The 17,120-nt window shown below is 36.0% G+C and carries 15 protein-coding genes; all 15 read left to right on the forward strand.

Annotated elements, in window-relative coordinates; translation table 11 throughout:
* Window positions 1-4: 4 nt before the first annotated feature.
* Complete coding sequence (locus AC3G7N_RS03840; RefSeq protein ID WP_489420815.1) at window positions 5-1,066, forward strand: protein-glutamate methylesterase/protein-glutamine glutaminase; 1,062 nt, start codon at window positions 5-7, stop codon at window positions 1,064-1,066.
* A 1-nt stretch (window position 1,067) separates the two neighbouring features.
* Window positions 1,068-3,098, forward strand: a complete 2,031-nt coding sequence (locus AC3G7N_RS03845) for a chemotaxis protein CheW (protein ID WP_489420816.1) — start codon at window positions 1,068-1,070, stop codon at window positions 3,096-3,098.
* A gap of 26 nt (window positions 3,099-3,124) precedes the next feature.
* Window positions 3,125-3,595: a chemotaxis protein CheW gene (locus AC3G7N_RS03850; RefSeq protein ID WP_489420817.1), complete on the forward strand. Its 471-nt coding sequence runs from the start codon at window positions 3,125-3,127 to the stop codon at window positions 3,593-3,595.
* Between the two features lie 5 nt (window positions 3,596-3,600).
* Window positions 3,601-4,239 carry a chemotaxis protein CheC gene (locus AC3G7N_RS03855; RefSeq protein ID WP_489420818.1) on the forward strand — a complete coding sequence of 213 codons (639 nt, stop codon included), beginning with the start codon at window positions 3,601-3,603 and terminating at the stop codon, window positions 4,237-4,239.
* On the forward strand, window positions 4,232-4,729 hold the full coding sequence (locus AC3G7N_RS03860; RefSeq protein ID WP_489420819.1) for a chemotaxis protein CheD: 498 nt from the start codon (window positions 4,232-4,234) through the stop codon (window positions 4,727-4,729). The genes AC3G7N_RS03855 and AC3G7N_RS03860 overlap by 8 nt, the downstream gene beginning before the upstream one ends.
* Window positions 4,730-4,779: 50 nt before the next feature.
* Window positions 4,780-5,553 carry a FliA/WhiG family RNA polymerase sigma factor gene (locus AC3G7N_RS03865; RefSeq protein ID WP_489420820.1) on the forward strand — a complete coding sequence of 258 codons (774 nt, stop codon included), beginning with the start codon at window positions 4,780-4,782 and terminating at the stop codon, window positions 5,551-5,553.
* Window positions 5,554-5,621: 68 nt separating this feature from the next.
* A complete protein-coding gene (locus AC3G7N_RS03870; RefSeq protein ID WP_489420821.1) occupies window positions 5,622-6,065 on the forward strand; it encodes a hypothetical protein in 444 nt (147 codons plus the stop codon).
* A gap of 182 nt (window positions 6,066-6,247) precedes the next feature.
* Window positions 6,248-6,994: a 30S ribosomal protein S2 gene (rpsB, locus tag AC3G7N_RS03875; RefSeq protein ID WP_489420822.1), complete on the forward strand. Its 747-nt coding sequence runs from the start codon at window positions 6,248-6,250 to the stop codon at window positions 6,992-6,994.
* A gap of 98 nt (window positions 6,995-7,092) precedes the next feature.
* Window positions 7,093-7,980: a translation elongation factor Ts gene (tsf, locus tag AC3G7N_RS03880; RefSeq protein WP_489420823.1), complete on the forward strand. Its 888-nt coding sequence runs from the start codon at window positions 7,093-7,095 to the stop codon at window positions 7,978-7,980.
* A gap of 83 nt (window positions 7,981-8,063) precedes the next feature.
* Window positions 8,064-8,789 (forward strand): UMP kinase, encoded by a 726-nt coding sequence (gene pyrH / locus AC3G7N_RS03885; protein ID WP_489420824.1) that lies wholly within the window; start codon window positions 8,064-8,066, stop codon window positions 8,787-8,789.
* Window positions 8,789-9,346, forward strand: a complete 558-nt coding sequence (frr, locus tag AC3G7N_RS03890) for a ribosome recycling factor (RefSeq protein ID WP_489420825.1) — start codon at window positions 8,789-8,791, stop codon at window positions 9,344-9,346. Before pyrH ends, frr begins: the two co-directional genes overlap by 1 nt.
* A gap of 208 nt (window positions 9,347-9,554) precedes the next feature.
* Entirely contained in the window at window positions 9,555-10,322 is a 768-nt protein-coding gene (gene uppS / locus AC3G7N_RS03895; RefSeq protein ID WP_489420826.1) for an undecaprenyl pyrophosphate synthase, read from the forward strand.
* Window positions 10,323-10,337: 15 nt separating this feature from the next.
* Complete coding sequence (locus AC3G7N_RS03900) at window positions 10,338-11,135, forward strand: phosphatidate cytidylyltransferase (protein WP_489420827.1); 798 nt, start codon at window positions 10,338-10,340, stop codon at window positions 11,133-11,135.
* 100 nt (window positions 11,136-11,235) lie between these two features.
* On the forward strand, window positions 11,236-12,492 hold the full coding sequence (gene rseP / locus AC3G7N_RS03905) for an RIP metalloprotease RseP (RefSeq protein ID WP_489420828.1): 1,257 nt from the start codon (window positions 11,236-11,238) through the stop codon (window positions 12,490-12,492).
* A gap of 172 nt (window positions 12,493-12,664) precedes the next feature.
* Window positions 12,665-16,957: a PolC-type DNA polymerase III gene (locus tag AC3G7N_RS03910; RefSeq protein WP_489420829.1), complete on the forward strand. Its 4,293-nt coding sequence runs from the start codon at window positions 12,665-12,667 to the stop codon at window positions 16,955-16,957.
* Window positions 16,958-17,120: the final 163 nt, after the last annotated feature.

Here is a 17,120-nt window from a genome sequence, read left to right on the forward strand (position 1 = left end):
TGGCATGTCTCTGATTCGTGTTTTAATAATAGATGATTCTGCCTTCATGCGAAAACTGATAGCTGATTTTTTATCGAGTGATGGGCGGATAGAGGTATTAGGAACTGCTAGAAATGGTGAGGATGGCCTAAAAAAAATAAAAGAACTGTCTCCTGATGTAGTGACTTTAGATGTGGAAATGCCCGTTATGAACGGTATTACTACTTTACGGCATATTATGGATTCTAATCCTCTTCCAGTTATTATGCTTTCAAGCATGACAACAGAAGGTTCTCTTCATACCATTCAGGCGATATCGAATGGTGCGGTGGATTTTGTACAAAAGCCATCAGGATCCATCTCTCTTGACATTGAAAAAGTAAAAAAAGAACTAATAAGGAAGATAATTACAGCATCAAATGCGAATGTATCAACGGGTCCAACGAATGTGGTTAAACGTAACTCAATAGTTGATCAAATTTTTACTAAGGTTCATGCCCAGTCGCTTATTACAATTGGAACCTCTACAGGTGGACCCAGAGCGTTGCAACGTGTTTTGACAGACTTACCCGATGACTTTACAATACCCATTGTGATTGTGCAACACATGCCAGCTGGCTTTACGAAATCGCTTGCTGAACGTCTAAATACATTGACAAAACTACATATAAAAGAAGCATCTCACGGTGAAATTATTCAACAATCAACGGTTTACATAGCACCTGGTAATTTTCACATAAAAATTAGAAAAATGGGAACCTCATTTGCCATTGAACTATCACAAGAATCTGAGCGAAATGGTCACAGACCATCTGTGGATGTATTAGTTGAATCATTAGCTAATGTTCCAAATATAAATAAAATTGCTGTCATCTTAACAGGAATGGGAAATGACGGTTCAAAAGGGCTTACCTATTTAAAAGAGAAAGATCCAAGATCAATTGTTATTGCTGAAAAAGAAGAATCCTCAATTGTTTACGGAATGCCAAAGGCGGCGGTCAAGACAAATACAGTTAATCATATTGTGCATTTACATCAAATAGGTGAAACACTAACTAATTTAGTAAAGAAATCAGGGGGGATGTAAAATGGATACAACACAATATTTGGATGTTTTTTTAGATGAAAGTAATGAACATCTTGAATCATTATATAAACAATTATTGGCACTTGAAAAGAATCCAACAGAAAAATCAATTATTAATGAGATATTTCGATCAGCTCACACACTAAAAGGTATGTCTGCAACAATGGGGTTTAATGATTTAGCGAATTTAACACATCAACTTGAGAATGTATTTGATGGAATACGGTATGACAAGATCATAATTAAAACGGAAACCATGGATGTTTTATTTGAATCAGTTGATCATTTAAATACAATGGTTGAAAGTATTGCAGGTGGTGGAAACGGTAAGCGGGATGTGGAACAAATTATCGATAATCTAAAGAAAATAGAAAAGGGTGATCATGTTGTTTCCACACCAAAAAAGAATTCTTCAGGTCAAAATGAGGAGACAAACTCCCTGCTGCGTATCTCCTCATTAGACGAATTTGAACTTTCCATTTTAAATGAATCAGTTGAACGTGGGTATACAAATTATGAAATCACAGTTCACCTAAGGGAAGATTGTCTTTTAAAAGGTGCTCGAGTCTTTATGATTTTTGAGGTACTTGAAAAACTTGGGGAAGTCATCAAGTCAGAACCTCCTGTAAATGATTTAGAGGAAGAAAATTTCAACCATTCCTTCACTGTTTTATTTATCTCAGAAAGCTTAAAAAGTGATATTGCTTCTAGTATTAATAAGGTTTCTGAAGTTGATGAGGTAATTGTTAATACATTTTCTGTTCAAGCATATAAAGAAAAACAACAACAAAAAGTATCAGATGTTGTTGAAGGTAAGCTTCAGTCAAGTTCAACTTTAGAAGAAAAATCAGATTTACCAACAGTTAAAAAGAAAAGTTCTTCCAGCAAAACAATTAGAGTCAATATTGAGCGTTTAGATATTTTGATGAATTTGTTTGAAGAATTGGTTATTGATCGTGGAAGATTAGAACAAATTTCCTCTGAATTAAATCACAATGATTTACAAGATACAGTGGAAAGAATGTCAAGAGTATCTAGTGATTTACAGAATATAATTTTAACAATGCGCATGGTGCCAGTTGAACAAGTCTTCAGTCGTTTTCCACGGATGATTAGACAGTTAGCACGCGATCTCAGTAAAAATGTTGACATTGAAATTGTCGGAGCTGAAACTGAATTGGACCGGACAGTTATCGATGAAATTGGAGATCCACTTGTTCATTTAATACGAAATGCGATGGATCATGGGATTGAAGCTCCAAATGTCAGAAAAGATAAAGGGAAAACTGAACAAGGAACAATCAAGCTTCACGCGTACCATAGTGGTAATCATGTATTTATTGAAATCTCTGATGATGGAGCTGGCATTAATAAAGATAAAGTTTTAAATAAGGCAATTTCAAATCGGATAATTACAAAAAATCAAGCAGAAACTTTGGCAGACCAGCAAGTTTATGAACTTATCATGGCGAGCGGATTTTCAACTGCTGATACGATTTCTGATATATCTGGTCGTGGTGTTGGTCTAGATGTAGTGAAAAATACCATTGAATCACTCGGAGGCAGTATTGCAATAGATGCAAAACTAGGAAAAGGGTCTACTTTCTCTATTCAATTACCTTTGACACTATCTATCATGGCTGTACTCCTAGTAGAACTTAAAGATGAGAAATATGCAATTCCATTATCAGCTATTATTGAGACAGCTATTATCCATAAAGATCAAATTATGCAGGCACACAATAAAAAAGTAATTGATTTTAGAGGGAAGGTAGTACCATTAGCCTTTTTAAATGATATTTTTGCAGTGTCAGATGCAGTTATAAATGATACAGACTATGTATCTGTCGTAATTGTTAAGAAGGGTGAAAAAACTGCTGGACTTGTGGTAGATTCATTTATTGGTCAGCAAGAAGTAGTATTGAAGTCATTAGGTAACTATTTAACAAATGCATTTGCAATTTCAGGAGCTACGATACTTGGTGATGGACAGATCGCACTAATTATCGATAGCAATGCGTTAGTTAGATAATGCATCATAATTGAGGAGGAAGAAAAATGGAAAACCAAACTATTTTGGATAAAAAAGTAATTGTGTTTCAACTTAATGATGAAGAATATGCTGTTTCGGTCCAGCAGGTAGGATCAATTGAGCGGATGCAACCAATTACGCGCGTTCCACAAACTACAGAATTTGTGAAAGGTGTCATTAATCTTCGGGGGGTTGTTACACCAATTATTGACTTACGTATTCGTTTTGGCATAGAACCAATAGACTATCAAGATTCCACAAGGATCATAATAGTCTATATGAATGAACTGGAAGTAGGGCTGATTGTTGATTCAGCAAACGATGTAATTGATATTCCAGAAAGTTCAATCGAACCAGCTCCAGAAGTGGTTGGGACTGTTGACGTTGACTACATTGAGGGTGTAGCTAAATTAAAAGATCGCTTACTGATTTTATTAGATTTACAAAAAGTTCTTTCCCACGACGAAGTGGATGCATTACATAGTGTGGAAGGTTAATCAACTTGGATTTTACTAATGGACTATCTAACGCACAAATGGATTTGTTACAAGAGATTGGAAATATTGGAGCAGGCAATGCCGCAACATCCATGTCAAAATTACTGAATAAAAAGATAGATATGTACGTGCCGTCTGTTAAAATTATCGAGTTTGACGAGGTAATAGACTTGATAGGTGGTCCTGAACATTTGATCGTTGCAATCATGATCCGCATTCAAGGAAATGCACCAGGAACTGTCTTTTTTATACTAACAGTACCAGAGGCAGAAAACTTGGTTAGACAAATCACTTCAGATTCGCAGTTTAGGCTTTTTGGGGACAAGCCTCCAAATGAACTTGCTATATCTGCACTACAAGAGGCAGGCAACATTTTAGCTGGTTCTTATTTATCTGCACTATCTGATTTTACAAGTATAAATATGCAACCATCTGTTCCTTCTTTAAGTATTGATATGGCAGGTGCAATATTGACGGCAGGATTATTGGAACTCTCTCAGGTTATGGATTACGCCATTATTATTGATACAACCATCAATGAAAAGCTGACATCAAATGGTGTACATGGTAAGTTTTTTTTATTACCGGACCCAGAATCGTTTGACCAAATATTTGAATCATTAGGAATTAGTGACCATGAATGAAATGAAGACAGTCATAAAAGTAGGAATTGCAGATTTAAAAATAGCACAAGAACCTGATATTATAAGAACATCAGGACTAGGATCATGTGTTGGTGTGATACTATTTGATTTGCAAAAAAGAATAGCAGGATTAGCACATATTATGCTACCTGATTCATCAATAGGAAAAAGAGATAATTTAAATCAATACAAATATGCGGACACCGCTATTGATAGCCTGATAAATCAACTAACCGCATGTGGAATACAGAAAAAAGCACTTCAAGCAAAATTAGCTGGAGGGTCTCAAATGTTTCAATTTACCACTTCATCTAACATGATGCGAATAGGACCTAGAAACGTGGAAGCGGTAGAGGAAAAATTGATCGAACATCAAATACCAATTATTTCCTCAGATGTAGGTGGAAATTGTGGTAGAACGATTGAATTTGATCCTGTTTCAGGTAAACTTAAAGTACGTACCGTTCATAAAGGGGAAGTATATATTTAAAGTGCGGTAATAGCTTTCTTAAAAATGAACAAAAGGGAGGAGCATATAATATGAATACGGATAAATCTCCTCTAAAGAAACAATTATGGGAAAATTGGTTATCCAGTCACGACTCGAATGCTGCTAATGAACTCATCAAAAATTATATGTATCTAGTGAGTTTTCATGTTGAGCGGATAGCAACTCATTTACCTAAAAATGTAAATAAGGATGACCTGAAAAGTTTTGGATTATTGGGGTTATATGATGCACTCAAGAAATTCGAACCAAGTAGAGACTTAAAGTTTGACACGTATGCCTCATTTCGTATCAGAGGTGCTATTATTGATGGGCTTAGAAAAGAAGATTGGTTGCCTAGGTCAATTCGTGAAAAAACTAAAAAAATCGAACAGGTTTCTGGGCAACTTGAGCAAATTTACCAACGTACACCCTCTTCCAATGAGATTGCAAAAGAATTAGACATGACGAGTCAAGAAGTTGAAACACATACAAAGGATTCTCTTTTTGCTAATGTATTATCTATTGAAGAAAAGTCTAAAGATGGCTATAGTGATCCCAAAGAGGGGATTGGCTATTCAATCGCTGATGATATTTCCTCCTCACCAGATAATCGTTTAATAACAAGTGAGGTTAATAAAGAATTAGCAGCAAGTATAAAATCATTAAATACGAACGAACAAATGGTTATAAGTTTATTTTATAATGAAGAATTGACATTGACTGAAATTGGACAAGTACTAGAATTGACGACATCTAGAATTTCACAAATACATAAAAAGGCTATCTTCAAACTTAAAAATACGTTAGCTAAGATACCTGAATGAATGGTTTTCTGTGTACGAGGCATTAAAAGTGAAGCTGATGTGTACGCTTAGCGGATTGAAGGGATTACATGACATCATTTTTACTAATCATAAGTTTTTTATTGCATATTGTTACTTTTATTGCAGTTTATCAATTATATAGACAAATACAACTTCCTAACCAAGCAAGCTCACCTCAAGATATGATGGAAATTTTTGAGGTGTATTTGGCAGAAATTAAGGAAGAAAATAAACGCTTGGAAGAAACGTTACTAGAGAACGAACAACACAATGTACCTAATGAACCTTACCCAGACTCAGAAATTAAGGAAGAAGTGGAAATAAACGGAGCACAAGATATATACACCACCCCGGAAGTCGAGGATGATGTACACTATGAAACATCTTTACAAGCGAATATTCTTCATATGCATGGTCTAGGTATGTCTAATGAGGAAATTGCTCGAAAGTTGAATAGTGGTAGAACAGAAGTGGACTTAATTATAAAATTACATGCAAAAAAGTCGTATTAGTACTTGCTAGCTTAACATCCTTATGATATATTAATTCATGGTGCAAATACTATGTTTACTTTAATCTTGTAAACATGTCTAACCACACACGTCTGTCGATTTATGTAAGAGGTGCCTAATAACGTGGTCCTTATATAAAAATGAAACAGACGGAGGAAAAAAACCAATAGGAGGAATTTATTATGTCAGTAATTTCTATGAAGCAATTACTTGAAGCTGGTGTACATTTTGGACATCAGACTCGCCGTTGGAATCCAAAGATGAAAAAATACATCTTTACTGAGCGTAACGGCATCTACATCATTGACCTGCAAAAAACAGTTAAGAAGGTTGATGAAGCATACAAATATGTAAAGGAAATCGCAGCAAATGGTGGTACAGTTCTTTTTGTAGGAACTAAAAAACAAGCACAGGATTCTGTCCGTGATGAAGCGACACGTTCTGGCATGTTCTTTGTAAACCAACGCTGGTTAGGTGGTACACTAACAAACTTCCAGACAATTCGTAAACGTATTACGCGCCTTAAGAATATCGAGCGTATGGAAGAAGATGGAACGTTTGAAGTACTACCGAAAAAAGAAGTTGTAAACTTATTAAAAGAAAAAGACCGTTTAATGAAGTTCCTAGGTGGAATCAAGGAAATGAAAAAGCTTCCTGATGCTATGTTCGTTATTGATCCACGTAAAGAACGCATTGCGATCGCTGAAGCACATAAATTAAACATTCCAATCATCGGAATCGTTGACACTAACTGTGACCCTGATGAAATTGATTACGTTATCCCAGCAAATGATGACGCAATTCGTGCAGTAAAACTTCTTACTTCTAAAATGGCTGATGCTATTATTGAAGTTAAACAAAGTGAAGAAGCTGAAAGAGTTGCAAACGAAGAAGAATCTGCAGAGCCAGTAGAAGCAGACAAAGAATAGTAATGTAAAAGACTAGGTGATAAGGGGATAAGCCTTTTATCACCTTTTTTAAAGGGATATTTAACTAGTATATTCAACTATTATGAGGAGGACTAATAATGGCAATTACTGCACAAATGGTGAAAGAATTACGCGAAAAAACTGGTGCTGGAATGATGGATTGTAAAAAGGCACTTACAGAAACTGACGGTAATATTGAACAAGCAATTGATTATTTACGCGAAAAAGGTGTAGCGAAAGCTGCGAAAAAATCAGATCGTATTGCTGCCGAAGGATTGACACATGTTGAAGTTGATAACAACGTTGCTGCATTAATAGAAGTTAACTGCGAAACAGACTTTGTTACTAAAAACGATCAATTTAAATCGCTGTTAACTAAATTAGGAAATCACATTATTATAAACAAGCCTTCATCAGTTGAAGAAGCATTACAACAGGATATGGACGGCGAAGGTAATAGCGTAGAAACTTATATCAATTCTGTTGTAGCAAAAATTGGTGAAAAGATTTCGTTGCGTCGTTTTGTGATTTTAACCAAAACAGACAACGATTCATTCGGTTCATACCTCCATATGGGGGGGCGGATTGGTGTTTTAACCCTTCTTGAAGGTACAACTGATGAGCAAGTAGCAAAAGATGTTGCAATGCATGTTGCAGCGGCAAACCCGCTTCATGTATCCCGGGACGCTGTTTCTGAAGACGAAGTTAACCGCGAACGTGAAGTATTAAAAACACAAGCGTTAAATGAAGGAAAACCAGAAAATATTGTAGAAAAAATGGTTGAAGGTCGTTTGGGTAAATTCTTTGAAGACATTTGTTTATTGGAACAAAACTTTGTTAAAGATCCAGATCAAAAAGTTAAAAAATACGTATCTGATAAAGGTGCTACAGTAAAAACGTTTGTCCGTTATGAAGTTGGCGAAGGAATGGAAAAACGCGAAGATAACTTTGCAGAAGAAGTTAGAAACCAAATGAATAATCAATAATTTAACAAGATAAGGGAACACATGATGTTCCCTTTTTCTAAGAATATTGATTTAAAAATTATAAAATTTCTATGGAGGTTATTATGACAGCAGCTCGTTACCGTAGAATTGTGTTGAAATTAAGTGGTGAGGCATTAAGTGGGGACCAAGGGTATGGACTTGATCCAAATGTCGTCCAGTCTGTAGCAGAACAGATAAAAGGTGTAGCCGAATTAGGCGTTGAAGTCGCCGTAGTTGTAGGCGGAGGTAACATCTGGCGTGGTAAGGTCGGAAGTGAAATGGGAATGGACCGTGCGAATGCTGATTATATGGGGATGTTAGCAACGGTAATGAATTCACTTGCCCTTCAAGATAGTTTAGAAAATATTGGAATACCTACTAGGGTACAAACTTCAATTGAAATGCGTCAGGTTGCAGAACCATATATTCGCAGGAAAGCAATTCGACATTTAGAAAAGAAACGTGTTGTCATATTTGCAGCTGGTACCGGAAATCCATATTTTTCTACAGACACAACTGCAGCACTAAGAGCAGCAGAAATTGAAGCAGAAGTAATACTAATGGCGAAGAATAACGTGGACGGGGTCTATACAGACGATCCTAAATTAAATAAAGACGCTACAAAATACGAAAATTTATCCTATTTAGATATGATAAATGAAGGTTTAGGTGTGATGGACTCTACGGCATCATCACTTTGTATGGATAACGACATACCGTTAGTTGTATTTTCCATAACAGATGAAGGCAATATAAAGCGAGTTGTACAAGGTGAAATAATTGGAACCACGATTAGGGGGAAAAAATAATGTCTGATACGATTATAAATCAAACGCGTGACAAAATGACACATGCTGTACAAGCATTTTCAAAAAACTTAGCAACAGTAAGAGCAGGCAGAGCTAATCCATCATTACTTGATAGTGTATATGTAGAATATTATGGTGCTTCAACACCACTAAATCAATTAGCAACCATATCTGCTCCAGAAGCTAGAATGTTAGTTATAACACCATTTGATAAATCTTCAATCGGTGATGTCGAAAAAGCAATTCAAAAAGCAGATTTAGGCATTTCACCTTCAAGTGATGGAAACATCATTCGTATTGCTATCCCGGCACTAACTGAAGAACGTCGGAAAGATTTAGTTAAAGTGGTAGGAAAATATGCAGAGGAAGCACGTGTACAAGTAAGAAATATTCGTCGTGAATCAAATGACCAGCTTAAAAAAGCTGAAAAAAGTGGCGAACTTACTGAAGACGAATTAAGAAACGCACAAGATAATGTACAAAAAGAAACAGACAACAACATCAATGAGGTCGATCAGGTAGCAAAAAATAAAGAAAAAGAAATTATGGAAGTATAGCATACAGTACAAACAACATGATATTGCCCCCTAATTTAGGGGGTATTTGTTTTTTTACTAAATCGTTATAATAAATCTAGGTAATCATGATATAATGGAAACTTATCAAATAAATAGCTATAACAATCATATAATTCTTTTATCCGACATATTGATGAAAATGGAAAGGATTGTATATACACAATCAATCGTATTCGGAGGACAAATTATGTCAATGAGACTTCCTTTTTTTAAAAATAAGCAAGAAGAACCAGATGATTCATGCAAAGTAGAAACGACAAATATACCAAGACATGTAGCAATAATTATGGATGGAAATGGGCGTTGGGCAAAAAAACGTGGACTTCCTAGAATTGCCGGGCACAAGGAAGGCATGAATGTTGTTAAAGAAATTGTTCGATCTGCAACCCATTACAAAGTAGAAATCCTTACACTATATGCCTTTTCAACTGAAAATTGGAAAAGACCTAAATCTGAAGTCGAATTCCTAATGAAGCTGCCAAAAGAGTTTTTACATACGTACTTACCCGAATTAATTGAAAAAAACGTTCGTATTGATACGATTGGTGAATTTGATGGGCTACCAGTACACACAAAAGATGCAATTCAGTATGCTAAAGAACAAACAAAGGATAATGATGGCTTATTATTAAACTTTGCTTTAAACTATGGTAGTAGATTTGAGATAATGCGAGCGATTAAACAAGTGTATGCTGATATAGAAAATACAGATCTGAGCATTGAACAATTAGATGAAGAAACCTTTTCGAAATACTTGTATACAAAGGGGTTATCAGACCCGGATTTATTAATTCGTACAAGTGGTGAGCAACGGCTGAGTAATTTTTTATTATGGCAATTGGCTTATGCAGAATTTTGGTTTACGGATGTATTATGGCCAGATTTTAGTGAAGAAGTATTCAAAAGAGCCCTCCATGATTATCAACAACGGAAAAGACGCTATGGAGGTATTTAAGGTGTTGAACAAAAGATGAAGCAACGAATTCAAACTGCAATTTTAGCATTAATTGTATTTGTACCTTTAGTTTATATAGGTGGACTACCATTTCAAATATTTGTTTATCTACTAGCAACGATTGCTTTGATTGAACTGTTACGTATGAGAAAAGTGGGTAAATATTCTGTGCCAGCAGTCCTAGCTGTAGTTATTTTATGGCTCATATTACTACCAGTTACAGCAGATATTGTTCCAGTAGTTTGGTTTACAAAATCTGAAATTATTATGTTGTTTGCGATGCTATTATTATCTTATACTGTATTAGTAAAGAATAAATTCACATTTGAAGATGCTGGATTTATAATGCTTTCAACTATATACGTAGGTATGGGATTCTTTTATCTCATTGAAACAAGAAAATGGGATGATTTTGAAGGGTTAATGAATATCTTTTATGTATTATTAGTTATTTGGGCAACGGACTCAGGTGCATACTTTTTTGGACGGGCTTTTGGAAAAAGAAAATTATGGCCGATGATCAGCCCAAATAAGACCATCGAGGGAGCAATAGGTGGCATTTTAATTTCTGTAGTAGTTGGAATTGTGTTTCACACGTTAACTCCTTTCCCACATTCCTTAATTATCGTTATTGGTGTAACCATTCTAGTATCAATATTTGGACAAATTGGGGATCTAGTCGAGTCAGCTTTTAAACGCCACTATGGTGTGAAGGACTCAGGTGACTTACTCCCCGGTCACGGAGGTATCCTAGATCGACTGGATAGTTTATTATTTGTTTTACCTCTGCTTCATTTTATTCATTTCATTTAATTAATCCATTTGCAAATGATTTGAATGCTAGAATAGGTAAAGGTTAAACTTAGGTGACAAAGGGAAAATGCTTGATATTCATCAAAGGAAGGTGCTTTATTTGACCACAGTTATTGCGTTTATTTTTATGTTTGGTTTACTCGTGTTCATCCATGAGTTAGGCCATTTAATTTTTGCAAAACGTGCTGGCATGTTGGCTCGTGAATTTGCAATTGGGTTTGGTCCTAAAATATTTGCTTTTACCAAAAACGAGACAGTTTACACGATACGATTACTTCCTGTAGGTGGATACGTTCGTGTGGCTGGTGAAGATCCAGAAATTGTAGAATTAAAACCAGGTCACCATATTGGCATTGAGTTTAATAATGAAGATAAAGTTAACAAAATAATTGTAAATAACAAGTCTAAACACCCAAACGCCCGCGTGATAGAGGTAGAACGTGCAGATTTAGATCATGATTTGATTATTGAAGGTTATGAGATTGATGAAGAAGAACGATTACGATTTAATGTAGATCCAAAAGCGTTCTTTGTAATGGATGAAAAAGAAACACAAATTGCTCCTTATAATCGCCAATTTGCTTCTAAAAGTATTGGAAAACGAGCGATGCAATTATTCGCTGGACCAATGATGAACTTCCTTTTAGCGATGTTTATATTTCTTATTTTAGGTTTTATTCAAGGAGTTCCGACTGAGCAAGCACAACTTGATGGAATTCAACCAAATAGTCCTGCTGCTGAAGCAGGATTTCAAAAGGGCGATGAGATAGTTGAAGTCGAGGGTAATTCGATTAGTACTTGGGAAGAATTCACACAAATAGTTCGGGATAACCCTGAAGAATCATTATCCATGAAGGTAGAACGTGGTGGGGAAATTGTTGATGTTACCGTTGTACCACGTGAAATAAAAGCACAAGGTGGGACTATTGGACAAATTGGTGTCGGTCAAGCGTTTGAAAAATCATTTACCAATACAATCCAATACAGTTTTACACAAACGTATGACATAACAAAACTTATTTTAACGAACTTAGGCATGTTAGTTACTGGCCAATTCTCCATTGACATGTTATCTGGCCCAGTAGGAATTTATGATGCTACAGATCAGGTTGTACAAACAGGGTTCATGAACTTTCTAATGTGGACTGCAATATTAAGTATAAACTTAGGAATTGTGAATTTAGTGCCATTACCTGCACTTGATGGTGGTCGTTTATTATTTGTTGGAATTGAAGCGATACGTGGTAAACCAATAGATCCACAAAAAGAGGGTATTGTACACTTTATTGGTTTTGCGCTATTAATGTTACTAATGATTGTTGTTACGTGGAACGATATTCAACGATTATTCTTATAAGAATGAGGAAAAGCAAACCTATAGTAAAGTAATAGAAAACCCTTGTCTAAGGCTATCAGACAAGGGTTTTCAAAACTTGAATTTAGTTCTTAAATCCAGATTCTATTCGTTTCGGGGGTTCAAGTGTTAGTACTTTTCTGTAGTCTGTATGCTGTATTGGGGGAAACAGGGAATGGAATTATCAAAAGCAGAAAAAATGGATGTGTTGTTAAAGCAACTGCAACTATCTGAAAATGATATAAGTAATTATTTTAAGGATAGTCAGTTAATTCGTCTCGAAGTATTTAAGCAATTAAAAAAATGGCATTTCCATATACAAATTGGAAAAATGCTTCCTGTCGAAGTGTATCAAGTTTTAACAACAAAACTAAACGACTCATTTAATGAAATTGCTCAGGTAGATTGGACTTTTTATACAGTAAATAAAGATGAAAATGATACTTACATATGTGATTATTGGCAGAATTTTTTGCAATCAATCTCAAATATTTCTCCAGCTTATAAGGATTTAATTCACAATCAGATTCCTACCGTTCAAAGTAATAGGCTGACTATTACTGCTAGAAATGAGGCAGAGGCCGCCGCATTAAGAAAACGGTTGGAAGCAGCCTTTAGGGCGTATTGTGTCAAAATTGGTAGTCGGGCTTATCAATTAGAGATCAATGTAAAAACAGAGGATAAAGACTTACAGGATTTTCGCAACCAAAAAGCTAAAGAAGATCAAGAAATTATATTAAAAACCGTGATTGAAAAAGAAAAACGTGAGAAAAATAGTTTAGATAAAGTACAGAATAAACCATTTTCAATTGGGTATGGCATTCCTGATGAACCGATGGAAATGGAATTGATACAAGATGAAGAACGTCGTGTTACGGTACAGGGCTATGTTTTCTTTGTGGATATTCGTAAGTTGCGTTCAGGTCGAAGCTTGTTGATTGCTAAAGCAACAGACTATACAGACTCCTTACAAATTAAAATGTTCTCTAAGAATGATGACGACGTTGAAAAGTTTGAGCAGCTGAAAAAAGGTATGTGGGTCAAAGCGCGTGGTAGTATACAAACTGACATGTATACGAATGAACTCGCTATGATGGCAAATGACATCCTAGAAGTTAAAGTAGAGACAAAGTCAGATAATGCGCCAGATGACGCGAAACGTGTGGAATTGCATGCCCATACAACGATGAGTCAAATGGATGCGGTCGTTTCCCCTGGTAGATTAGTGGAACAAGCAGCAAAATGGGGGCATAAAGCAATAGCTATAACAGACCATGCCGGCGTCCAGGCATATCCTGAAGCTCACGCAGCAGGGACGAAAAATGGAATTAAAATACTATACGGCGTGGAAGCAAATTTAGTGGATGATGGTGTTCCTATTGCGTATAACGAAAGTAGTATTCAGTTAGAAGATGCAACTTATGTTGTATTTGACGTTGAAACCACTGGGTTATCGGCAGTTTATGATACCATTATCGAACTCGCTGGAGTTAAAATAAAAAATGGGGAAATCATTGACCGCTTTGAAAGGTTTGCAAATCCACACCATCCATTATCTGAAACAACTGTGGACTTAACAGGAATAACAGATGATATGGTTCGTGATGCGCCAGAAATCGGGGATGTGTTGGTTGAATTTCGGGAATGGGCAGAGAATGACATTCTTGTTGCTCATAATGCAAGTTTTGACATGGGCTTTCTAAATGAGGGTTATAAAAAAATTAACTATGGCAAATCAGCAAACCCAGTAGTTGATACATTAGAACTAGCACGGTTTTTATTTCCTGAATTAAAAAACCACCGTTTAAACACACTGTGTAAAAAATTGGATATCGAATTAACACAGCACCATCGTGCCATTTATGATGCCGAGGCAACAAGCTACCTATTATGGAAGCTTGTACAGGATTTGCTGGAAAAAGACATAACTAATCACAGTCACTTAAATAATCATATGGGTGAAGGAAATGCATATCAGCGTTCACGCCCACAGCATTGTATCTTACTTGCCAAAAACCAAGAAGGATTAAAAAACATTTACAAATTGGTATCCCATGCACATATTGATTACTTTTACCGGGTGCCACGAATTCCAAGATCAATGCTACAAAAACTTCGATCCGGTTTATTAGTTGGCTCTGCTTGTGATAAAGGTGAAGTGTTTGAGACCATGATGCAAAAGTCAAAGGAGGAAGCAGAAAGGGTTGCTGAATTTTACGATTATATTGAAGTTCAACCCCCAGCTAATTACGCCCATTTAATTGAAAAAGAATTAGTACAAAACGAGGCGCAAATTTTTGATATCATTTCAAACTTAGTTGATATGGGAAAACGGATGGACAAGTTAGTAGTGGCAACAGGAAATGTTCATTATATAAATGATCACGAAAAATTGTATAGACAAATATTGATTTCTTCACAAAACGGTAATCCGTTAGCGCGGCAGACGTTACCAGATACACCATTTAGAACGACAAATGAAATGGTAGGTAGCTTTCATTTCTTAAATGATGAAACGAGAAAAGAGATTGTAGTAACGAACACAAATAAGCTGGCTGACTCAATTGAAGAGATATCACCAGTGAAAGATGATTTATATACTCCAACAATTGAGGGCGCAGACCAGGAAATTCGTGATTTAAGCTATAATCGGGCAAAATCATTATACGGGGAATCATTGCCCAAACTAGTAGTAGAGCGCTTAGAAAAAGAATTAACCAGTATTATTGGACATGGGTTTGCAGTTATTTATCTTATTTCTCATAAACTAGTTAAAAAATCATTAGATGATGGATATTTAGTTGGGTCAAGGGGGTCAGTTGGTTCCTCATTTGTTGCGACCATGACAGAGATTACAGAGGTGAATCCTTTACCGCCACATTATGTGTGTGAAAAATGTCATCACTATGAATTTATTACGGATGGATCAGCAGGAAGCGGATTTGATTTACCTGATAAATTCTGTCCTACTTGCAACATTGAATTAAATAAGGATGGTCACGATATTCCCTTTGAAACGTTTCTAGGTTTCAAAGGCGATAAAGTACCAGATATTGATTTGAACTTTTCCGGTGAGTATCAACCCAAGGCACATAATTACACAAAAGAGCTGTTTGGTGAGGACAATGTGTATCGTGCTGGAACAATTGGTACGATTGCTGATAAAACGGCCTATGGATATGTGAAAGGCTATGCTTCGGACAAACAACTGGTTTATAAAAATGCTGAGGTTGACCGCTTGGTTCAAGGGTGTACCGGGGTTAAACGAAACACAGGACAGCATCCGGGCGGAATTATTGTTGTACCAGATGATAAAGAAATATTTGATTTCACACCAATTCAATTTCCAGCAGATGATCGTAATAGTGACTGGAAGACAACACATTTTGATTTTCACTCCATTCATGATAATTTGTTGAAGCTTGATATACTTGGACATGATGATCCTACTGTTATACGTATGCTTCAGGATTTAAGTGGGATTGATCCAAAAACCATTCCAACAGATGATGCGGGAGTTATGAAACTATTCTCCGGTACAGAATCTATTGGCGTTTCAGAAGAGCAAATAAATTGTAAAACGGGGACATTAGGTGTACCTGAATTCGGTACAAAATTTGTTAGACAAATGCTTGAAGACACAAAACCAAATACGTTTGCAGAACTTGTAATTATCTCAGGACTTTCACATGGTACAGATGTATGGCTTGGAAATGCCCAAGAACTGATAAATGATGGTATCTGTAAACTTCCAGATGTAATTGGGTGCCGTGATGATATTATGGTTTACTTGATGCATAAAGGTTTAGATGCATCACTTGCCTTTAAGATAATGGAGTTTGTTCGAAAAGGAAAAGGCCTGCAAGATGAGTGGATTACTGAAATGAAAAAGCATGGTGTACCTGATTGGTATATTGATTCATGTAAAAAAATTAAGTACATGTTTCCAAAAGCACACGCATCAGCATATGTTCTGATGGCAGTTCGAATAGCTTACTTTAAGGTTCATCATCCAATTTTCTTTTATGCAGCATACTTCACAGTACGAGCTAGTGATTTTGACTTGGATACAATGGTCAAAGGATCAAGTGCCATTCGCGAGCGTGTAGATGGAATTGCAATAAAGGGTAATGATGCTAGTCCAAAAGAAAAAAGCTTAATGACTGTATTAGAAATTGCATTAGAAATGAATGAACGTGGCATGCGTCTTCAACGGGTTGATTTATATAAATCAAGTGCAACTGAATTTATAGTAGATGGTGATACACTAATTCCACCATTTAATGCAGTAGATGGTCTTGGTACTAATGCAGCACTAAACATTGTAAAAGCTCGTGCAGAAGGAGAATTCTTATCTAAAGAGGATCTCAGGGAGCGAAGCAAGATATCAAAAACTGTATTAGAGTACTTAGATAATCACGGATGTTTAAAGGGTATGGCTGATAAAAACCAGCTATCATTATTTTAGAAACCTTTATCAATAGCGGGTGCCTTGCTTCAGGGATAGAATTGTGATATAGTTTTAAAGGTAAGAATGATACGAACGGTTAAAAGAGTGGGAGATCCCCACTCTTTCTTCATCCTACCATCCTACTTTAGTGATTCCCCTTGCCACATTATCAGGCAAGGGG

Source organism: Virgibacillus carmonensis, from assembly GCF_057836705.1.